We start from the raw sequence: 20548 nt of genomic DNA on the forward strand, positions 1-20548 counted from the left end.
CGGATAGTCTTTAATTTACAATCTTCCAGTTGTCCCCGTTCTTTTCAAGTAACAACTCAAATTGTGGGATTTGTGTTGCTTTTGTTTCTTGGTCTAAATATTTCACAGTCATATTCACTATTATTTGGTTGTCCTTTCTGGTATAGATAGGATTGACTAATTCCTCAAAAACATATTCTTTATGAATCACAGGTAACGCACGATTACTTACATAGTAAGCCAATTCTTTTTCTGTGGCGGTAGGGTATAGCTGGAAGAACGTTTCTAAAAAGCTATTGATGTCATCTGTCATTTCCGTATCTATTGTACTGTCACTTTCTAGCTGTTTGGGTTGGTAATCCGATTTTTGTGGTTTCTTACTCATTGTCGGATTTTTGATAATGACCATATTCTCTGCCTTATCTACATGGACAACCACATGGAAGCTGGAAGATACCGTTTTCTTGTCTTTGTCTTCTGTAATTACTTGTTCAACAGAAAATAATATCTCAAAGGTGTTCTCATTCACTTGAGAAACCTGCCACACCTGTATATCGTTCACACTAGAACTGGTAGGAATATCCTTACGAATCATTTCTTCATTTAACGCCTGCAATTCTTCCGTAAAATAATGGGTTAATTTTTCATTTCGTTTATCAATCGCTTCTTGGGATTGGTGCCACGAAAAGTAGTCTTTCGCAAAGGATTTCACAAAACTTTCTACTTGGTTGGTATCAACAATCTGCTGTTCAATGATTTCTGTTTCATGGACAGTATGAGTGTCAATGGCAGTAAAATTTTTATAGATTCCAAATCCGACACTACCAATCAATAAAACCCATAAAACAAAGGTTAATTTCTTATGCGTGCCAACTTTAATCGTCGGAACTTTTCTTTGTTTACTTGTTTTTTTAGATTTCTTTGGTTTCTTTGTTTTTTCTTTTCGTTCAATTTTAATAATCATTTGATTCATTCCTTTCTTAGTTATGAATAACACGCCTAGCCCCAATAAGGTGTTCTTGCCAATAGCTGTTATTAAGGTCTGTATAACCAATTGGGTCACCTGCATGGAACATTTTATTATTCCCTACATAAATGCCAACATGGGTCACATACGTACCTACATTATAGGTCGAGTGAAAGAAGATAAGATCGCCTGCTTGGGCTTCTTCCATAGAAATTTCTTGGGTAGCGTCATACTGATCTTGGGCGACACGTGGGAGCGTAATGCCTGCTTTGTCATACACCCATTGTGTTAAGCCACTACAATCAAAGGAGGTAGTAGGTGAAGCCCCTCCAAAGACATATGGAAACCCTTCGTATTTCAAGGCTTCGTCCATAATCACTTGAACGGTTTCATCATCAAATTCTGTTGGGGAAGTGGCAGTTAGGTACTGTGAAACTAACTGAACATAAAACTGATTTCCATAGTTATATCGCCACCCACCATTTACAGGAATGGCTATGGGAGTGGGATAGTCTGCTTTTTGACCACCCGACTTCTCTTTAGAAAACTGTTCGGCTAATTCATAGGTATATTTTTCCCCATGATTCCCGACATAATTTAAAAAGCCACCGCCGTAATTGTAAGATTGGATAACGGAATCTATATCCACTCCTTGTTGTTCTGCACTGGCTAATAATTCACTGAAATATTTAACTCCTTGCTTGATGGATTCTTCGGTACTCAAACTGTTGGGCGGTAAACCCAAAGATTCGGAACTTTGCATAACATCTTCTGCTGTACCGCTCGATTCCACTTGTATAATGGCTAAGATATAAGAAACATAGTCTTCAATTCCATATTCCTTACAATATTTTTCAACCAACGGACGGTGTGCCAATACTTCTGGTGAAACGGTCACACCGCCTTGTGAAATAGAAGAATCCTTGTTGTTTCCATCACTTTCCGTATCATCTGCAAAGAAAATGACTAGGAACAATAAGAAAAAAAGAACAGAGAGGAGACCATACTACAAATCACTGTTATTTTTAGCTTCATATTTGTTGACCTTTCTTATCCGTTCTTTTATTAAGCTTCCTCTGGTTGAATTGCTTCGGTGGCGTCTTTTGCGTTTGCTCTTTTTTCAATGGTCGCTGATGGGTTTGGCGGTCAATATTTTGTGATACAACAGACGTGACAGTTTGGTGACGCTTGCGTACATGCTGCTGGTTTTTCTGAACAGGAGATGATGGTTTTTCTTTTCGTCTTTTTTCTTTTGCTTTATCCAGTTCCAAACGCTTTTGAGCAATGTTCTTTCGTTTTTGCTCCTGCTGATTCATACGCTGTTGTTTGCGTTGAGCTTTGGTATCTGCCATCGATTGTTTAAAGTCTGTTACATTATGAGTGACATTCTCTTTTCCTTGATGAAGGGCATATTTGACATGGGTTGGTGTCGCCTGTATCTGTTGTTTTGCCTGCTTTCCTTTATCGACTAGACGATTTTTCGTGTCCAATACATGGGCTGTCTTTTCACCTAATCGTTGCCCGATACCGCCTTGTTGCTTTTTCACATTGGAAAGTGCTGTTTCTTTCTTTGATGTAGTCCGTTCATTTTGACGAGTATGGTTAGCTTTATTGGTTTGATTCTGCTTTGTTGTCATTGTTTTTTGCTTCATTGACCCTGCTTTTCCACGGAAAACCTTACTCATACTGCGTTGAAATCTTCTGGTTTGTCGATTCATCATTTGACGAGGTCTGCGAAAGACTTGTCTGCCCATGTTTTGAGAATCGTTGCTTTGTAAAGAGAACAGGCTCATTAAATCGCCCAATTTAAAATAAATCCCTGCAAAGGTCACAATTTGTAAAAACATAATCATGAAGAAGGGAGAACTTGCTGACAGCGAATAAAGCATAGTGGAAATACTAAAAGCAACGGTAATAATCAAGGTAATACCAGCCCTTGTCATAATCACATTAAACTGGCATCAACACGGTTAATCCGTCCGGTGACAAGCAATAAGAGGCGAAAACGGGCGACACTACTGACGTGGACACTCCTGAATCGACAACACCTTAACAAAAAGAGACATCCCTGGAATTAGACGGGATGTCTCTTTTTGTTCGAAAACTTTGATTGATAGACGGGCGATAAAAGTTTGCTCTTTCAAAAAACGCTACTTTATTTTCTCAAAGCAAAATGACTTTTGTCGCACATTCTTTGTGTAGGGAACGATTCTTTGACGTTGGTCCATCTATTCGGATTACGCCGAATTGGAGATAACCGATAGACTAATGAGCCAACATTTCTTGGGCAATTTCTAAGCCTGTTAAATCCGCTTGATAATAAGTCGGCCAATGATCCATTTCGTCATACAATTGTTCTTGGCTTTCATTGCCAAAGTAAATATGATAATGCTCAACCGGCGTATCTGTGATGGTATGGTCACTAAATTGGACGTAACGATACGCACCACTATTTGGATCGGTTGCTTCAAATGCGAAACGCACGCCACGGTTACCCGCTTCATACGTTAAAATCTTATAACCGACATAGCGATAGTTGGAAGACACACGATTACCAGAACGATCCGTGAATGTGATGCGATCATCCGTGATGGTAATCTGATCGATATCTGTTTGGTAACCTGTTTCATAATACGCTTTATATTCTGCTTTTGTTTTGTCTTTTGTTAATTTTTCTTTGTACTCAAACACTTGATCGAGTGTCCCATCTTCTAAGTACGGATAAACCGATTGCCATTCACCAGCCCAATTGGATAGCGGGCGATCTTCCACTTCAGCATCTTCAAAATATCCATTTTGAACGGTTTTTTCGACGGTTGTTTCTTGTCCTAGCGATGCTTGGGTTGATTCTGTTGTTTTTCTTAAAGCTTCTAGATTTTCTTGCATCACGGAAAGATAATTTTTTCCTTCTTCTATTTCTTGCGCTGATAATCCTTCTAATGTATTCAATACGAGTAATTCAACATCCGCTTCTTTCGCCAATGTTTTGGCAATGGCATTTTTCGCATTTGATTCAAAGTAAATGTATTGAATGTCATTGGCTTTGACATACTCTTTTAGTTCTGCTAAACGCGCAGGCGATGGTTCTTCATCGGCTGAAAGGCCCGCAATTGGAACTTGTGTCAACCCATATTCGGTTGCTAAGTAGCCAAATGCAGCATGTTGCGTGACAAAACTAGTTTGTACCGCTTGTTCCGTCAGTGTTTGATAAGACTCATCTAACGTTGCGAGTTCTTCTAAATAAGCTTCCGCATTAGCTGTCAACACATCCGCTTTATCCGGATACGCTTTTACTAATTGGTCGCGAATTTCTTCGACTTCTTTCATTGCTAAATTCGGCGCTAACCAAACATGAGGATCTAATGCATGGGAATGCCCGTGTTCTTCTTCCTCTGAATGATCATGTTCGTCTTCATCGCCAGGTAAGAGAACCATATTTTCGGTAGCTTTTACCACCAATACGTCGCCTTGTTCAAAGACGTTTTCAATGGAAGGTACCCATGTTTCCATGTTTTCGTTATTGTAGACAAACACGTCTGCATCTTGAATTTTTCGTAAATCTTTCGCTGACGGTTCATAGTCATGGCTATCCGTTCCTGCTGAAATCAGTAATTCAACATCCCCTTCCTCACCGACAACATTTTTTGTAAATTCATACATCGGATAAAAAGTGGTCATAATTTGGATTTTGTCTGAATCATTGGTTGCTTCTTGATTCGTAGTACAAGCACCTAAGACACCTCCCAGAATCAAAAGCGTCGCACCCCATAAAATTTTCTTATTCATCTCTTACCTCCTTGTTTCTAAATCGTAATCATTACGTTTTACAAATATGTATGTTATCAGACTACCTTTTTCTTGTCAATCGCTAAATCTTTTTTATTTTCGCTTAGATCGTTTAAGTAAATTCAATCGTATTTGCTCATCTATTAACTAAATCTCTCTGAAACATGTGAATAAACCAACAAAAAACGGCTTTTTCACAAAACAAGGCGCTTTCTTTTGCTTTCTGTTGTATACTAATGCAGTTAGATCATATTTATAAAGGAGCGTATTTTCATGACACACACTTCAGTAAACAGTAAGAAACTAAAAAACAGATGGTTGATTGCTCTTGCTGGTATTTTTATCCATCTCTCAATTGGTTCCGCTTATGCGTGGAGTATTTTTTCCAATCCCATTCAGTCTGCAAGCACCTGGTCTGAGAGCCAAATTTCGTTTGCCTTTAGTCTGGCAATCTTTTGTTTAGGCTTTTCTGCCGCTTTTATGGGGCGGATTACGGATAAACATGGACCACGTTTAACAGGAACGATTTCGGCTATTTTCTTCGGAGCAGGAATTGCTTTGACGGGATGGGCGATTAGCGTGCAATCACTACCCATGCTTTACTTGAGTTATGGTTTAATTGGCGGTATCGGTTTAGGAACAGGTTATGTGACACCCGTCTCCACGATGATGGCGTGGTTTCCCGATCGTCCAGGTATCGCAACGGGAATGGCGATTATGGGATTCGGATTTGCTACGTTAATCACAACCCCTATCGCAGAAGCGCTGATGGCAAGTGTCGGCGTTAGCAATACTTTTTATATTTTAGGAGTAAGTTATTTTGTCATTATTTTATTCAGCGCACAATATATGGAAAAACCGCCTATTGGTTGGGTTCCCAAAGGTTTTGTCCCAAAAAACGAGCCAGAAGTCGCATCACTTCATGATGAAAAAATGTTTTCAGCGAGTGATGCACTAAGAACGAAGCGTTTTTGGATGTTGTGGACTATGTTGTTCATTAATATCACTTGTGGTATCGCCTTAATTTCCGTTGCCGCGCCTCTAGCAGAAAAAGCAACGGGGATGTCAGCCGTGTCAGCGGCTACGATGGTGGCAATCATGGGACTATTTAATGGTGGAGGCCGTTTTATTTGGGCGATGATTTCCGATTATATCGGTCGGCCAAACGTCTTTACAACCTTCTTTATCATTGATGTGACTGCTCTTGTTATTTTGTACTTCACGAAATCACCGGTCTTATTTTTCGTGATCATTTGTCTTTTAATGACTTGTTATGGCGGTGGGTTTTCTTCGGTTCCAATTTATATTCGTGACATGTTCGGTGATAAAGTCGTCGCTTCAATCCACGGCTATATTTTAACCGCTTGGGCGCTTGCTGGGATGGTCGGTCCACTGTTACTTTCTTGGGTTACAGATATGACGCATTCTTATTCAGCAGCAATGTTAGTTTTTGCAGGATTATCCTGTGTCGCTTTAGCGCTTTCGATTGCGATTCGCAGCGAAAATGCCAAATACGCTCCACAAGAATCGCCAACGATTTTGAATGTCAAATAACAGTTAAACCGCCTCACATCCATCGAATGAAGAATGGATGTGAGGCGGTTTTTTTCGACTAATTAAATATCTTGATACGTCACTTCGATTCCGCGCTGAACAGCGGGTCTTTCACTAATCCGATCGGCCCAAGCGATGAGATGCGGATAGTCTTGTACTTGTAAAAATTCAGCTGCGTCGCCGTATAGGTGTCCTTGAACAAGACGACCATACCATGGCCAAAGTGCGATATCCGCAATCGAGTAGGTGTCACCTAAGATATAGGATTTGTCGGCTAAATGTCGGTTTAATAAGTCTAATTGTCTTTTTGTTTCCATGGTGTAACGATTAATGGGATATTCTTGTGCAAATGGCGCATAATGATAAAAATGGCCAAACCCTCCGCCAACAAAGGGCGCTGCACCCGTTTGCCAGAAGAGCCAGTTCATTAACTCGGTCTTTTCTTTGAGTGTTTTCGGAATCAATTGATCAAATTTTTCGGCTAAATAAAGTAAAATCGACACGGACTCGAAAACACGAATCGGCTCTTCTTCGGAATAATCCATTAATGCCGGAATTTTTGAATTCGGATTAATTGCCACAAAGTCGCTACCAAATTGATCGCCTTTTGAGATATCGATTTTGTATAAATCATACTCCGCTTCGGTTACTCCTTGTTCGCGTAATTCTTCCAGTAAAATAGTCACCTTCATTCCATTAGGTGTTCCTAGAGAATATACTTGTAACGGTTTTTGACCGACGGGTAAGGTTTGCTCGAAGCGACTACCTGCGATCGGTTGATTGCCTGTTTTACTTTGTTCGGTTGGTTCCCACTGCCATACGTTTGGTATCTGATAATCTGACATAAAAACGCCTCCTTCTTTATCTTCTAGTATAAAGATGACGGGGATGAAAAGGCAAGAAATTCAACTTCTATCCATGATTTGCTTCGTAAACGATTCGGATATACAGCGAGAAGTGTGATTGATGCGCTGTTAAATCCATGATCTAAGCAGCTAAGGAATAAAAAAAGCTAGAAAGAGTCCGGAATGCTCCTCTTTCTAGCGTCGTTTTAGGGATATTGCGCTCTTGGTCCACCAATGTATTTGGGTCTCGATTTTAGTGCCGTGACGTGTGCGCTGCCGAGTTCTTTTTTGGTCGGGCGAACGGGAACTTGTACATGCTTGACGTGCATCCCAATCGCCGTATCCCCGATATCAATGCCTGCTTGAGCAACGATGTGTTCGACTTCAACTGGATCATCGAAGTACTTAAAGGCTGCGACGGAACAAGCTCCTCCTGCAGTCAAGCTCGGTAAGACTTCGACGATTTCCCATTGCGCGTCTCGAGCAACAGCCCGTTCCACCACGAGGGCCCGATTAAGGTGCTCACATCCTTGCACCGCAAGATGAATCCCTTCAGCATCTAGTAGATCTTTAATGGTACGAACGACCCACTCACCTATTTCCTGACTCGGATTTTTCCCAATATAGCCGCCAGCAATTTCACTGGTGCTACACCCAAGGACAAATGTATCGCCCGCATGAAGTTGGGCTTGGCTTAAAATTTCTTTGATCATTTGAGTTAAATCTACCACGAGTTGTTCTCTATCCACTATCTTACGCCTTCTTTCATTAATGGGTGGTTTATTTTACGAAGGGCACTCATCAAGAAGATGGTTAAGGTAACCCCAAATATATTTTGAATCGTATTTCCAAAGAGTGAAGCGACTCCGGCCGGCCACGTATACATCAGTCCAGTTGCTAGTGCGTAACCCAACACCATCCAGACACTGCCACTTAAAAATCCGAATGTGTCAAACCATCTATTATTCTTACGGAAAAAATATCCCGCAATCCCTCCTTGGATGCCATGAATTAAAACAGACGCGATAATCCACTGCGGATAGCCTGAAAAAAGATCGATCAATCCGCCGCTTAACGCCCCTACCCAGAAACCGCCTAAAGGACCGAGTAAAAAGGCAGCCGTATAAATCCCGACTTCGGCTAACGTGACAAAACCATTGGTGCCAGGGACAGGAAAAATAAATAATAATGAGACCGCGACGGTCAAAGCCGTCAGTAGCGCGATTTTAACTAATTGTTTTTGTAAGGTCATTTATACCGACTCCTTTTTTGTTTTTGGGCGCCAAACATTGCCAGCTTCGCCAACAATGACGCCATTTTCAATTGATTGATAGACATGATTTTTACTTTTTTCAATACTTTCGATTAACGAAAAGCCTTGTGCTAGATGGGCACAAATCGCGGAAGAAAAACAACAACCTGCGCCATGATTGGTTTTTTTTAGGGAAATCGGCCCGGTAAACGACTGGGTAATTGAGCCCTCGCGATACGTATCGATCCCACTTTCGCCACCGGTCACTAACACTTTGACGCCGGTTTTCTTCGCAATCTGCTCCGTCGCAAAGGATAATTCTTCGGCTGACGTTAGCTCCTCACTCCCTGATAAGAACTGGGCTTCCCGGCGATTAGGCGTAATTAAGTCAACATAAGGAAATAATGCTTTTATTTTTTCAATATAGTCTCTTTGAAGTGCGTCTTTTGTTTCCTTGAACGCCATGACAGGGTCTAAAATAATCGGAAACCTCCCTTGATTTCTTTGACAAAAATCTTGAACGAGTGACACGGTCTCTAAATCAGCCAACAACCCAATTTTAACACCCGCCAACTCGAAGTTTCGCTCAATCGTTTGTAATTGTTCCTCTACCAGCGCAACTGGCAATGGACGAATCACAAAATCATCGACCGCTTCAACGGCCAAACATGTTAAGACACTTAATCCAAAGACGTCTAACTGTTCAAACGTTCGGAGATCCGTTTGAATCCCTCCGCCACCCCATGTATCGGAACCACCGATTGTTAACGTTTTAAGTACCATCTTTTCACATCCTTTTTGAACATTATACTTGGAGATTCCCTAAAGCAAAACAGCCAATTGGCTAGTTTTAGACCCATCCACTTTTTTAGTTGGCACTTTAAACGATTCATACTACAAATCAATCATTCATTTTCTGTAATCAAAAGGAGCTGCGACAATCGTCACAACTCCTCTTTTGTTATATGAGAACCTGATTCATCAACGGATGATCCTCGTCTACTCTTTTGGAAATCTCACTCACTTCGAGCGAATAGACTGTTGGGTTATATCGTAAATAAGTATGCTACTGAAATCAGCGCGATAACGTGCATAATGGTCGGGATTTCTTTCGTCCGTTTTGCAAAAATCATACAAATTTCATAAGATAAGAAACCTAAAACAAGTCCTAACGCAATCGATCCCGTTAACGGCATCATCACGATTGTTAAGAAGGCTGGGATAATTGCTTCGTAGCCGCCATCCCAATCGATTTTTGTAATATTTTGCATCATGAAAATTCCGATTACGACCATCGCAGGTGTCGTTACCGCAGACGTTACAAGTGATAACATTGGGTAAAAGAAAGCCGATAATAAGAACAATACTGCGACGATAACACTCATTAAACCAGTTCTAGCACCGGCAATAATTCCTGAAACTGATTCAATATAAGTTGATAAGCTAGAAGTGCCAAAAAGTGATCCGAAGAATGTTCCAAGCGCATCCGCACTATAAATCCGTGTGTTGTCTTCGAAGTGTTCACTCTTCATTTCAGAAACTTGAGTCGCTGCAGCTGCTAGTGTTGTTGCTGTTCCAAAAAAATCTAAAAATAAAAACGTTAAAATAATGACTACTGAATCAAATGACAACATTTTCGGTAAGTTTGTCAAAGCAACTAAGAACGTATTGTCTAGCATCGATTGCATTGGTTCAATGGGTAGTACGATTGGCGATCCTTTTGGTAATTGAGGCAACGTTGCTACAACGCTTTCGCTTAATGTAAACCAGTTCAACGAAACACCGAAACGAATAAACAAGCCACACAATGCCGCACCAATCATTCCTAGGAAAACCGCGTATTGATTTTTACGAACTAAGAAGAACGCTGCGGTTAGTAAGCCGAAGAAGGCGATGATGACATTCGGATTGTTAAACCCACCAAAAGCAATAAATAAACCGTCATCGGGAACGATAATTCCTGAATTTTTAAAACTCACAAAGGCAATAAAAATACCGAGACCCACTGTCCCAGCTTGTTTGACTGTCATCGGAATCGCTTGAATAATTTTTGAGCGAGCACCAGAAAAAGCTAAAATTAAAAATAATACCGAAGCGACTAATACCGCTGCCAATGCTTCTTGCCATGTTTTTCCCATTTGGAGAACAACTGAATACGCAAAGAAGGCATTCATGGACATACATGGTGCTAACCCTAATGGAAATCTTGCCCATAACCCCATAATCAACATCGCAATGGCTGAAGATAAAATCGTTGCCATAAAGACGGCATCTTGTGGCATCCCAGCCTGCCCTAAAATAATCGGGTTGACGAAAATAACGTAAGACATCGCAAGGTAAGCCGTCACGCCACCGGTGAATTCGCGTTTATACGTAGAACCAGATTTTGTAATTCCAAAATAATGATCAATTTTTTCTTTCATCTTTGTTTTTCCTCCTTTTGTGAAAAAAATCCACTCAAATGACAAGAAGGACACAAAGGACTCTTGCCATAGTAAGTTACTTATTGGGTAACTTGTAGAAACTTCTGGACCGTATTACCAGAACTATATGGTTTTTCTTCCTTGGATATCATAACAGGATTTCTGAAAATAATCAATATAAAACACGAACGAAAATAATGATAATATGATTAAAAGTTCTTGATTGGCTTTATAAAACAGGAATTCCCGAAGATTATCCTTCGTTTTAGCTTTTAAAAATGGTAAAACGGCGATTTTTGCGCCTAAATCATTTTTTCATTCTGATTTTCATAAAAATTTCATAGTTTTAATCTCACCACAATCACCCTCTCTCCTTTGAAGGCTTCTTTTTTTCATGGTAAACTAATAAGAAGTTTATTTACGAAAGGATTTACTTATGCAAATCATTATTTCACCGACCAAAACGATGACCACGACTCGTGATCACGACTTCCAGGAAAGTCAGCCTGTATTTTTGGCAGAAACAACTCGTCTTCTTGAAGAATTAAAAAAGCTTTCGCTAGAGGAAGCGACCGCACTTTGGAAATGTAGCGAAGCACTCGGACAAAAAAATTATGAACGTCTCCTACAAATGGATTTGACCAAGCAAACGACACCCGCGATTCTTAGTTATCAAGGCTTGCAGTATCAATACATGGCGCCACATTTATTCACGGCACCGGCATTTGACTATATTCAAGAACGTTTACGGATTCTTTCTGGTTTTTATGGGCTCTTACGTCCTTTTGATGGTATTGTGCCTTATCGTTTAGAAATGCAAGCCCCTCTTCGCATTGGAGCGGCCCAAAACCTTTATACTTTTTGGGGAAGTCGTCTTTATGAAGCACTCGATTTTGCAAATGGTCCCATCATTAATCTCGCCTCAAACGAATATACAAAAGTCCTCACGCCTTACTTACAAAAAGACGATCGATTGTTAGATATTTCCTTTGTAAGTCTCGTCAACGGCAAACCCAAAGTCAAAGCAACCTTAGCCAAAATGGCTCGGGGAGAGATGATTCGTTTTATGGCTGAACATCAAGTCGTTTCAATTGAAGAAATTCAAGCCTTTGATCATCCCGATTATCGTTTTTCAGAATCATTTTCGACGGACCAAAAGCTTGTATTTGTTTATCAGGAAACAAAGAACGAATAACACGCCATTTGGAGGAACACACTTGTGATGATTTTTTTCGCAATGGTGTTTTTCTTTAGGAAATCGTATACTGTAAGTGGTTTCAATTTCCCAAAAAGAAAGGTTGTTATGAATGAAATATGCCTTATTAACGGACTGGCACGTCCACACAGAAGGATTCTTAAGTAAAATTCCAACTGATGATTGTCTGTATGTTTGGGATTTCAACAGAGCGCGCGGAGAACAAGCCGCCAAGAAATACAACGCACGTTATGAAGAAAATCTCGAAAAAGTGTTAGCCGATCCAGCTGTCGAAGCCGTTGTCATCGAAGCACCGACAACGATGCATACAGAGCTAATCTTAGCAGCGATTGCGCACGGAAAACATCTCTTTGTCGACAAACCGCTCGCACCAACCATGACGGAAGCCTTAGAAATAAAAGCAGCCTTAGAGGCGAGTTCATGCCGCTTTGTCCTCTCTTTAGAGTCGTTCATTTCAGGGAGTTATCGTTTCGTCAAAGACCAAATCGAAGCGGGAACGATTGGCGATGTTGTTTCGGTTTACTTTCGTCGTGCGCATGGCGGTGTTTTACATGATTGGCTGCCAGCTGATTGGTACGATGAAACACAAATGGGCGGCGTTACGCTCGATCTGGGTTGCCACGGACTCGCGATGTTACCCTACTTGTGTGGCAAACCAACCAAGGTGAACGCGGTCATGACTCAGTTTGGCGAAAAAGGAATGGAAAATAATTCAACAACGGTCGTATCATTCGAAAATAACGCCATCGGAACAGCCTATACTTCGTTTATGACGACTGTTGGAGAGAATTTTTTGGAAGTCATTGGCCAACATGGTTCGATACAGGTCTTTGGGAATCCTGATTCTCCAACTGGCGAAAGCATTTGGATTCAGTCTGATCTCGTGGAGGCTTATCACGAAAAAACGGTGATTGACGGCAAAACACTCGCACAACAACCTTATCCAATTGAAGTGTTTTCGGCATTAGTCGATGATCCAACACTCCCATCAGTCAAAGAATATGATATCGATGCCGCAGTCGAATTAACTTGGTTGATTGAACAAGCTTATCGTAGTGCAAATGAGGCTTCAATAAATAAGGCGTGATAACAAATATTTTGCTTTGCGAAATTGGTGATACATTTGAATCATGGACTCGTTCCATTACTCGCATATCGTAAGGTTCGCCCATTTCGTAATCAAATATCCATATAAATAAAAGAGCGATGACTGCAGTCACCGCTCTTTCTTGGTTCTTATCCTATTCGAATGGCTTCCATCACGGCAATCATCTGCTTTGTATCTGTCAGATTATGAACCGGACATTGCGTTTGATGGGCTTGGACCAAATCAATAAACTGTTGGATTTCAAGCGTCATATCATCGCCCACCAGGGGATATTCATATTGTTGCGCTTCTTTTCCATTCAAATGAATCGTATATTTTTCTAAGCGATAGAAGAAAGGAATCGTGATTTCGCCGTGTTCACCAATAATACGGGCGACGCGGTCTTTCTCACGGTCAATGCCTCCTTCAACAAACGCTTCGCTGCCATTATCAAACGTAAGCGTCGCCGAAAAATACGTATCGATGTCGTCTACGAGCGTGCGCTGACTATCAAGCTTGACAAGTGGAGCATCAATAAGCGCCAAGACAAAACCGATAGGGTAAGAGCCGACGTCATTGAGCGCTCCGCCTTGTCCTTTTTGGAATAAGTAGGAATGATTGTTACGTGCCGGCATCACGTCTGAACAAAAGCTTGCTTCGATACGGTTAATTTGACCTAGTGTATTCATTGCTTGTTTTAACTGTTGAAAGCCGGTATTGTATTTTGTTTTAAAGGCTTCTACAAATAGCGTTTCATGTGCAGTTGCAGCGTCGATGATTTCTTCCATATCAGCGACTGTTAATACCGCGGGCTTCTCACAAAGCACGGGGATATTTAGAGAGAGTGCCTTGAGTGCCCATTCTTTATGAAAGGCATGCGGTAGCGCAATATAAATGCCTTCAATCGTTGGATCGGCAAGTAAGGCGTCATATGTTTCATAAACCTGAATCTCCGGATGACGCGTTTGAAAAGCCGTATCTCGCGCGAGTGATTTTGATCCAATGGCACTCACTTTCCCGTTCTTCGTATGCTTGATGCTTTGAGCAAATCGTTTGGCAATATTGCCGTATCCAATGACACCGATATTCATTTCTCTTTCCTCCCTATACAGCTTCGTTTTCCAATGTGATCCATCGTCCGTCAAGAAACGTATTATTTCTTCTTATTTTTCTTTTTCTTTTTTTTAGGCTGTGGCGTATTCGCCATTTCTTTTTCTACTTGGGCGTTTACGACTGGGTCTAGTGGCTGCTCGACTGGATGAATCGGTTCCGCGATGTCTTTTTTACGTGGGAACCAGCGCAAACCTTGCAATGAAAAATTCGTACTGCCAATCCAAAATAGATGTCCTAAACTTAAAATCATAAAACTCACAATTAAAAGGAGTAAATACGTACTTTTCATGTTAATTAAAAAAACAAACCAATCGTGAAGCAGCGAGGGAATGCCCGCAATTTCTTGGACACTGGAAATAATGATATTCGATTGTTCCGATACATAAGCTAAAGCCGCCGGTAATTGTTCCAAGGATAAATCGAGTTGGAACAATAACTCACGCCATTCGTTGGTTAAATGGGTTAATTGTTGAGGCGAGAGTTGATTGAGGATTTCACCTATCGTTAGGCCTAAATCAATCGTTTCTGTAATCACCACCGCGCTCGCATAAATCGTTCCGCCAATTAGCACGAGATAACCCAAAACAAGTAATAAATCGCGTTTAAAGAAGATTTTTCTTCTAAACCATAACCAAAAAGCCGTGAAGAAATAAAGGGAAAAACCAAATAAATAGCAAGACTTCTAGTACCAGTACAATACCGACGAGAATACCACCTCGTGTAACCATTGACTGCACATCCGTTAACGGTGTTTCACTTATTAGTAAGTAGGAAATATGTAACACAGAAAATGAGACTTGGGTTTGGAAGAGTCAAAATAAAAAGTGACGTTGAAAATAAATCAGTAAGAAGCTCATAATGGAAAAAAACAAATTTTTCTTGTAGACCTTCGTTTTATTCAGCAATTGTGGACTCAGCGGTTGCATAAACACCCCTCGATTCTCTTTTTTCCATTATACTAGAATCGCGAGTCTAAAAGAACGGTTTCTATGAAAATATTCTCGTACGGTCTCTGCGTAATTAAGTGAGAATTACCACCTTTGATCAATACTACGGACGATCGTAGCGACAATGATGAGCAGCTATTTTTAGTTATTGGATACAGACGTCTGATAATTTCTTAAAAAAACCGCTCGAACTTGCTCCGTTTCTTCATTCCTTGTTATAATCGTCTTAAGACTGTTTTAAAAAAAGGAGCTCATCCATGGCTGAATTATTCGATACCAGTAATCCACAATTAACGGCTAGCGACCATAAAATTATCGCTTTTTTTACCAATCATCCGCAACTTGCACCCTTTTTATCGATTAGCGAGGTCACAGAGACCATCGGCATTAGCAATGCGACATTGACTCGATTCGCTAAAAAAACAGGATTTGCAAATTATAAAGAATTAAAACAAGCCTGGCTCACGCAACAACGCATCTCGCCTTCTGAGAAGTTAGAAAAGCTACGGCAAGAAGCCGCTCCTTTTGAGAGTGCAAATGCCTTGATCCAAAGAGAAATTCAACATTTAAACGAAACAGCGGCTCATTTACAAGGAGAATCGTTCCAGCAGGCGGCCCGGGCAATTACACAAAAGAAACAAGTCTATGTTTTTAGTAAAGGGGCCACCAAAGCATTGGGCGACTTACTTTATTTTCGTCTCAATCGCTTCGGTATTGCGATTCAACATCTCTGTAGTAGTGGTTCTGAAATCTTCGAAACACTCGCGCACATTACGAGCCAAGATGTGCTTATTTTATTTGGATTTGGTAAAATACCAAAAGAAACACTCGTTATCTTATCGTACGCGAAAGAACATCACATTACGACACTCTTGTTTAGCGACCAGTTATACTACGAGAGCCATGAGCCGACGCTTCATCATTTTTATGTGTCACGCGGCCTACCGGATACGTACCATTCACTCACGACAGCCATTGCGCTAATCGATGCTTTCATTGTCGAAGTCAGCCAATTGGCGCCAGAAGCGTATCAAGAAAAACTGCAGCAATTACATACATTAAAAGAACAATATAAAAAAGAAATTCCGCGCTAGCTAACAAGCTGTCCGGAATTTCTTTTTTTATTCGATGGCTAACGGAAAATCATAACTGCCACCTTGACGTTGGAGTTGTTTTAGCACTTTCTTAACTAAATTTGCGCCTTCGACTTTTTCGGCTACTGCCGGATTAACGATGACTTCATAGTCGCCTTGATGCATTTCTTCGCGGAATGCCGCAATCGTTTGAAAATGACGCGCAAAATGATTCGTAACCGAGCCGTATTGTAAATATTGATGGGTGTCACTTCCGGCTAACACAGGTTTGTCATAATAGGCCGCGACTTCCATCACTTTTTGATAATTATTCGGACCTAACACTCCCATATCCTTCCCATTTAAATCAAAGAAATCATAATAGGCAATCAATTCTTCAGGCAGTTCTAAATTATGACACCCTTTACGAAAGACATGCGCCGCTCCAAAAATCACGTCGTATTGTTTGATTAGTGGAAACAAGCGTGCTGCCGGTAAAAATTCCGTTGAGGACTCTTGACGTAAAATTTCTTCTCGGAGTGCGATAATCGTTTCGTACGATCCAATGACTAAATTGTGCCCGCCCTCCGCCATATCGACCTCAATGCCTGGGAAGACACGAACCCCTTCCACTAAAAAGGTATCCCCTTCGCGCGGATAGTGATCTTGAATGTAGGCATAAATCTTATCAAAATCACGTGTATTAAAATGCTCCGTTAAACAGAGTGCTTCAACTCCTCTTTTTTTCGCTTCTTGAAATAGCCGAATCGTAAATTGTTCGGAAAAAGGCAAGTTTTTAGCAAGCTTACCGTGTGTATGTGTATCGATGAACATCTGACATTTCTCCCTTCATATTAGAATAAAAATAAATGGATGCCAATCACACTCATGAAATAGCTGATTGATCCAAATAAAAACCACACGTCGCGTCGGCCAAAAGTAAGTTTTCGTAATTTCATTTGGCGAACTTTTTTATTTTTTAATGATGCTTGATACCCTTTTATTTCGAGCGCTTCGACGGTAGTCCGACTGCGTTTAGCCATATTGAGCATTAAAGGATAAAAAGCCTTCATCATGAGTTTTACTTGGTAGACCACGTTCAAGTACTTGCCTTTTATTCCTTGAGAACTCGGGCGAATCCCGCGTAATTTGTAGGATAATAAAATCGTTTGGTACTCATCCATTAAAATCGGTAAAATGCGATAAGCAAAAGAGACACTAAACACAAAATTTTCTGGTAAGCCAATGGCCATCAGTCCGTTGGCTAACTTATCGGGATCCATCCCGGCAAAGGCGCAAATCGCTGCTAAAGAAACGACCGAGATTTTTAAGGTGAGGGTTAATAATGGAATGATACTGGATAAATCACCCCCAAAGAGCAAGGTAAACAGCAGCAAAAAGCCCGTTTGCGAAAAAATACCGATACAAAAAACAAATAAGATCAAAGGAACCGTATTGGCAAGTTTTGTCATGACTGCGACAAAGAAAAATAACCCCATTAATACCAATACGTCCGAGATGAACCAAGGAATGATCCCAAAAAAGAAGTACCAAATAAATAACGTGCGCGGATCTAAACGGGCAATCAGCGTGTCATGATTGCCATAAGCATTTTTCAGTATTTGATTCTTGATCGTTTCGATTGAAAATTTTTCTAGTAAGCCACTTTCTTCCATTAAATACGCCCTCCTTGTTCGACTTGATGGACAAACTCTTCTACACTGTAGCTGATTACACCGCTTAGCTGTTGACTCAGTTGAACAATCTCTGGCACCACGATACCTGCCCGTTCTAAAAGATGCGTATCCTGAAAAATCACTTCTCGCGGACCATCTGCTAAGATCACCCCTTCGTTCATCACAATAATACGGGTTGCCCATTCTGCGACCAATTGCATATCATGTGTGGCAATCATGACTGTCTCAATCGATTCAGAGAGTGCTTGCAATGTTGAGGTAATGCGTTTGCGCGTCGCCATATCCAAACTCGCCGTCGGTTCATCTAACAACAAAATTTGGGGTGACAAGGCCACACCGATTGCTAAAGACGCCCTGCGCATTTGCCCGCCGCTTAATAAGCGCCCATCGCGATGTCGTAATGCCAGTAAATCAAATTGGGTTAAAAGCATTTCAGTCCTTGTCTGATAGTCTTTTATTCCGCGAGCTCTCATTGAAAAAGCAATATCTTTTTCGATACTATCTTCAATAAACATGCCTTCTGGATTTTGGTAGACATACCCAATCACATTGGATATTTCTTCTGCCTTTAAGCGATGAATCAATTGTTCTTTTAAACGAATTTCGCCTCTTTTTGGTTTTAATAATCCAACAGTCATTTTGAGTAAACTCGATTTTCCTGCGCCATTATTGCCGATAATCGCGACACGATCCCCGCGATGAATTGTTAAGTTCAGTTGGGTTATCACAGGATGGGGACGGTCATTGATTTTTTTATATTCTAAATTCACTTCTTGAAAATTTAAAACGGGCTGTCTTAGAGGGGGGACTTCCGCTTGTGCTACCTCTTTTTCTCGGCGTGAGATTCTCGCTTCGAGTGGTTGCAAATAGGGGAGTGCTTCATGGATCGTAATCGGTAATGTCCCTGCTGGTTGAAGGCCTCTTTTCACTAATTCGTGGCCTAATAACGTGACTTGTGGTGGGAAAATCCCACCGGCAGTCAGCTCCTCGACCCGCTGTAAGGCCTCTTTGACAGGTAGAAACCAACGAATATTTCGCTCTTTCATGAATAAGACGTGGTCACAATATTCACCAATAAAAGCCGTATTGTGCTCAATGACGATAATCGTTTTTCCTTGACGATGTAACACTGCTAATTGTTCATAGATTTTTTTCGCATGATAAGGATCTAATTGAGCGATCGGTTCATCTAAGACAAGTACCTCAGGTGACAGCACTAGCACACCCGCAAGCGCGAGCAAGTGTTTTTGTCCGCCTGAAAGTTGCCACACATACTCATCGGCTAAGTGGTCTAGATCCAGCGCTTCTAAAATCGTCATCGTCAATTCTTCATACGCTTCTTCTCCCATGTTTAAGAGGCTGAAAGACGCATCGTCTAAGACTTTTGGTCGCAATAATTGATTTTCGAAATCTTGATACACATACCCGACAGTCTTGGCTAGAACTGCCGGTTTCTTTTCTCGCACCTTCACCCCTTGAACGCGAATCTCTCCCGATAGTTCCCCGTCAATAAACGTTGGAATAATGCCATTTAATAACTTGCAAAACGTTGACTTCCCTGCACCGTTATCCCCTACAATGGCTACAAAACTCCCAGTGGGGATCGTCACGGAAAGATTTTCTAACGTTGCGACAGCACTGTCAGCGTAACTAAAAGAAACATTCTTCAACTCAATCATTCGGCATGCCTCCAGGAGTTCCTTGACGACTCATGATTCCTTTAATCAAAATCACCACGAATAAGAGGCCCACAATGATCCCGACGAGAATTGCTACGGGACTTTCTGCCCAACTCGCTTCAAATTCAATTAAACTAAAACCTGTATTCGATAAAAATTCGGCCCCAATCGCGAAGAACAATAGCCCAAATCCAATGACAATCCCTTTCAATCCCAAGACGTCCGATAGTGCAGGGCGTAGTTCAGGCGTTCTTTTTTTGATTCCGAGTAAGGGTTCGATCTTCCCATACAAACGAGGAACGAGATAGACGGTCGGCAACATACAAAACAAAATTCCTGAAAATAAAATATCGTTAACAGCTGATAGCATTTCAACAAAAATGACCGACTGTGGTAGACCCGCTACTGCTTCAAATTCTTCAATGGCAAAGGACACTTTTAAGATATCAACGACGGCTGCGAGTAGTTGGTGAATCGCAATTCCGGTGATAGAAGCAATCGCGACTTGACGGCGATTTAACGGATCACGCACGAGCATCCCTGCCACGTAAATGCCTAAGGAGAATAAAATGAATTTCTCGACCTCACCAAGTCCACCAAACTGACCCAACATGATTTCACTAAAAATCACTTCACCAGTAGCCGCCCCGAGTGCCGCTGAGAGCGGATCAAATAAAATGGCTAATGTTAAGGGAATAAATGCAAAATACTCGACGGAAAATTCGATCACCCCTAAATTAATCGAAGGGATTAACTCGGTAAATAATGTTGCAAGGCCATATAAAGACATCGATAAGACAAACACCATCATTTTTTGAGACTGATTTAATTGATAAACAGCTTTCTTTTTCATTGAACACTTCTCCTCCTTTTGTTACCTTCATCTTACGAGAGAATTGTTAAGGTCCCATCGTTTTTATGTAAATTTGT

The 20548-nt window shown here is 41.0% G+C and carries 17 protein-coding genes, 2 pseudogenes and 1 riboswitch; of the genes and pseudogenes, 4 read left to right on the forward strand and 15 right to left on the reverse strand.

The window, feature by feature from the left end; genetic code table 11:
• Positions 1 to 10 precede the first annotated feature (10 nt).
• The 4 genes and pseudogenes from RU93_RS02650 to RU93_RS02665 form a co-directional block, all read right to left on the reverse strand.
• On the reverse strand, positions 11 to 943 hold the full coding sequence (locus RU93_RS02650; RefSeq protein WP_071874066.1) for a conjugal transfer protein: 933 nt from the start codon (positions 941 to 943) through the stop codon (positions 11 to 13).
• A 16-nt stretch (positions 944 to 959) separates the two neighbouring features.
• Positions 960 to 1981: pseudogene (locus RU93_RS02655) on the reverse strand (bifunctional lytic transglycosylase/C40 family peptidase).
• Positions 1978 to 2901, reverse strand: a pseudogene (locus RU93_RS02660) (CD3337/EF1877 family mobilome membrane protein); the annotation flags it as partial. The pseudogenes RU93_RS02655 and RU93_RS02660, both read right to left, overlap by 4 nt.
• A gap of 310 nt (positions 2902 to 3211) precedes the next feature.
• A complete protein-coding gene (locus tag RU93_RS02665; RefSeq protein WP_071874068.1) occupies positions 3212 to 4732 on the reverse strand; it encodes a zinc ABC transporter substrate-binding protein AdcA in 1521 nt (506 codons plus the stop codon).
• 273 nt (positions 4733 to 5005) lie between these two features.
• Here RU93_RS02665 and RU93_RS02670 point away from each other — a divergent pair, with 273 nt between their 5' ends.
• On the forward strand, positions 5006 to 6286 hold the full coding sequence (locus RU93_RS02670) for an L-lactate MFS transporter (protein WP_071874069.1): 1281 nt from the start codon (positions 5006 to 5008) through the stop codon (positions 6284 to 6286).
• Positions 6287 to 6348: 62 nt separating this feature from the next.
• On the opposite strand, the gene yghU is transcribed toward RU93_RS02670, so the two are convergent.
• From yghU to RU93_RS02695, 5 genes are all read right to left on the reverse strand, one after another.
• Entirely contained in the window at positions 6349 to 7131 is a 783-nt protein-coding gene (gene yghU / locus RU93_RS02675) for a glutathione-dependent disulfide-bond oxidoreductase (RefSeq protein WP_071874070.1), read from the reverse strand.
• 206 nt (positions 7132 to 7337) lie between these two features.
• Positions 7338 to 7844 carry a TIGR01440 family protein gene (locus tag RU93_RS02680; RefSeq protein WP_211272545.1) on the reverse strand — a complete coding sequence of 169 codons (507 nt, stop codon included), beginning with the start codon at positions 7842 to 7844 and terminating at the stop codon, positions 7338 to 7340.
• Positions 7845 to 7879: 35 nt separating this feature from the next.
• The gene (locus RU93_RS02685; protein WP_071874072.1) at positions 7880 to 8383 is read right to left on the reverse strand and encodes an ECF transporter S component; all 504 of its coding nucleotides are present in this window, start codon (positions 8381 to 8383) and stop codon (positions 7880 to 7882) included.
• The gene (locus RU93_RS02690; protein ID WP_071874073.1) at positions 8384 to 9166 is read right to left on the reverse strand and encodes a hydroxymethylpyrimidine/phosphomethylpyrimidine kinase; all 783 of its coding nucleotides are present in this window, start codon (positions 9164 to 9166) and stop codon (positions 8384 to 8386) included.
• A 263-nt stretch (positions 9167 to 9429) separates the two neighbouring features.
• Positions 9430 to 10806 carry an NCS2 family permease gene (locus tag RU93_RS02695; protein ID WP_071874074.1) on the reverse strand — a complete coding sequence of 459 codons (1377 nt, stop codon included), beginning with the start codon at positions 10804 to 10806 and terminating at the stop codon, positions 9430 to 9432.
• 49 nt (positions 10807 to 10855) lie between these two features.
• Positions 10856 to 10957, reverse strand: a riboswitch (purine riboswitch).
• Between the two features lie 285 nt (positions 10958 to 11242).
• Between RU93_RS02695 and yaaA the strand changes: the two genes are divergently transcribed.
• Positions 11243 to 12001 carry a peroxide stress protein YaaA gene (gene yaaA, locus RU93_RS02700; RefSeq protein WP_071874075.1) on the forward strand — a complete coding sequence of 253 codons (759 nt, stop codon included), beginning with the start codon at positions 11243 to 11245 and terminating at the stop codon, positions 11999 to 12001.
• Positions 12002 to 12113: 112 nt separating this feature from the next.
• Positions 12114 to 13109 carry a Gfo/Idh/MocA family protein gene (locus RU93_RS02705; RefSeq protein ID WP_071874076.1) on the forward strand — a complete coding sequence of 332 codons (996 nt, stop codon included), beginning with the start codon at positions 12114 to 12116 and terminating at the stop codon, positions 13107 to 13109.
• A 149-nt stretch (positions 13110 to 13258) separates the two neighbouring features.
• Here the strand turns inward: RU93_RS02705 and RU93_RS02710 are convergent, their stop codons facing one another.
• Together RU93_RS02710 and RU93_RS02715 are read right to left on the reverse strand one after the other, a co-directional pair.
• Positions 13259 to 14200 (reverse strand): Gfo/Idh/MocA family protein, encoded by a 942-nt coding sequence (locus RU93_RS02710; protein WP_071874077.1) that lies wholly within the window; start codon positions 14198 to 14200, stop codon positions 13259 to 13261.
• Positions 14201 to 14262: 62 nt separating this feature from the next.
• Entirely contained in the window at positions 14263 to 14805 is a 543-nt protein-coding gene (locus RU93_RS02715; protein ID WP_071874078.1) for a hypothetical protein, read from the reverse strand.
• A 621-nt stretch (positions 14806 to 15426) separates the two neighbouring features.
• On the opposite strand from RU93_RS02715, the gene RU93_RS02720 reads away from it, so the two are divergent.
• A complete protein-coding gene (locus RU93_RS02720; protein WP_071874079.1) occupies positions 15427 to 16263 on the forward strand; it encodes a MurR/RpiR family transcriptional regulator in 837 nt (278 codons plus the stop codon).
• Between the two features lie 27 nt (positions 16264 to 16290).
• Here the strand turns inward: RU93_RS02720 and RU93_RS02725 are convergent, their stop codons facing one another.
• From RU93_RS02725 to RU93_RS02740, 4 genes are read right to left on the reverse strand one after another with little or no spacing between them, the layout of a single operon-like run.
• Positions 16291 to 17076, reverse strand: coding sequence for a PHP domain-containing protein (locus RU93_RS02725; protein ID WP_071874080.1), 786 nt, complete (start codon positions 17074 to 17076; stop codon positions 16291 to 16293).
• Between the two features lie 20 nt (positions 17077 to 17096).
• Entirely contained in the window at positions 17097 to 17918 is an 822-nt protein-coding gene (locus RU93_RS02730; RefSeq protein WP_071874081.1) for an energy-coupling factor transporter transmembrane component T family protein, read from the reverse strand.
• Positions 17918 to 19618 carry an ABC transporter ATP-binding protein gene (locus RU93_RS02735; RefSeq protein WP_071874082.1) on the reverse strand — a complete coding sequence of 567 codons (1701 nt, stop codon included), beginning with the start codon at positions 19616 to 19618 and terminating at the stop codon, positions 17918 to 17920. The genes RU93_RS02730 and RU93_RS02735 overlap by 1 nt, the downstream gene beginning before the upstream one ends.
• Positions 19611 to 20471 (reverse strand): DUF8171 family membrane protein, encoded by an 861-nt coding sequence (locus tag RU93_RS02740; RefSeq protein ID WP_071874083.1) that lies wholly within the window; start codon positions 20469 to 20471, stop codon positions 19611 to 19613. The genes RU93_RS02735 and RU93_RS02740 overlap by 8 nt, the downstream gene beginning before the upstream one ends.
• Positions 20472 to 20548: the final 77 nt, after the last annotated feature.

Origin of the sequence: Enterococcus aquimarinus (assembly GCF_001885765.1) — a bacterium.
Taxonomy (GTDB): domain Bacteria; phylum Bacillota; class Bacilli; order Lactobacillales; family Enterococcaceae; genus Enterococcus_I; species Enterococcus_I aquimarinus.

What these genes read in the sequence shown, in the direction of transcription:
- RU93_RS02650 (WP_071874066.1), bottom strand. Translation starts at nt 943, where the DNA reads ATGATTATTAAAATTGAACGAAAAGAAAAAACAAAGAAACCAAAGAAA.
- RU93_RS02665 (WP_071874068.1), bottom strand. Translation starts at nt 4,732, where the DNA reads ATGAATAAGAAAATTTTATGGGGTGCGACGCTTTTGATTCTGGGAGGT.
- RU93_RS02670 (WP_071874069.1), top strand. Translation starts at nt 5,006, where the DNA reads ATGACACACACTTCAGTAAACAGTAAGAAACTAAAAAACAGATGGTTG.
- yghU (WP_071874070.1), bottom strand. Translation starts at nt 7,131, where the DNA reads ATGTCAGATTATCAGATACCAAACGTATGGCAGTGGGAACCAACCGAA.
- RU93_RS02680 (WP_211272545.1), bottom strand. Translation starts at nt 7,844, where the DNA reads ATGATCAAAGAAATTTTAAGCCAAGCCCAACTTCATGCGGGCGATACA.
- RU93_RS02685 (WP_071874072.1), bottom strand. Translation starts at nt 8,383, where the DNA reads ATGACCTTACAAAAACAATTAGTTAAAATCGCGCTACTGACGGCTTTG.
- RU93_RS02690 (WP_071874073.1), bottom strand. Translation starts at nt 9,166, where the DNA reads ATGGTACTTAAAACGTTAACAATCGGTGGTTCCGATACATGGGGTGGC.
- RU93_RS02695 (WP_071874074.1), bottom strand. Translation starts at nt 10,806, where the DNA reads ATGAAAGAAAAAATTGATCATTATTTTGGAATTACAAAATCTGGTTCT.
- yaaA (WP_071874075.1), top strand. Translation starts at nt 11,243, where the DNA reads ATGCAAATCATTATTTCACCGACCAAAACGATGACCACGACTCGTGAT.
- RU93_RS02705 (WP_071874076.1), top strand. Translation starts at nt 12,114, where the DNA reads ATGAAATATGCCTTATTAACGGACTGGCACGTCCACACAGAAGGATTC.
- RU93_RS02710 (WP_071874077.1), bottom strand. Translation starts at nt 14,200, where the DNA reads ATGAATATCGGTGTCATTGGATACGGCAATATTGCCAAACGATTTGCT.
- RU93_RS02720 (WP_071874079.1), top strand. Translation starts at nt 15,427, where the DNA reads ATGGCTGAATTATTCGATACCAGTAATCCACAATTAACGGCTAGCGAC.
- RU93_RS02725 (WP_071874080.1), bottom strand. Translation starts at nt 17,076, where the DNA reads ATGTTCATCGATACACATACACACGGTAAGCTTGCTAAAAACTTGCCT.
- RU93_RS02730 (WP_071874081.1), bottom strand. Translation starts at nt 17,918, where the DNA reads ATGGAAGAAAGTGGCTTACTAGAAAAATTTTCAATCGAAACGATCAAG.
- RU93_RS02735 (WP_071874082.1), bottom strand. Translation starts at nt 19,618, where the DNA reads ATGATTGAGTTGAAGAATGTTTCTTTTAGTTACGCTGACAGTGCTGTC.
- RU93_RS02740 (WP_071874083.1), bottom strand. Translation starts at nt 20,471, where the DNA reads ATGAAAAAGAAAGCTGTTTATCAATTAAATCAGTCTCAAAAAATGATG.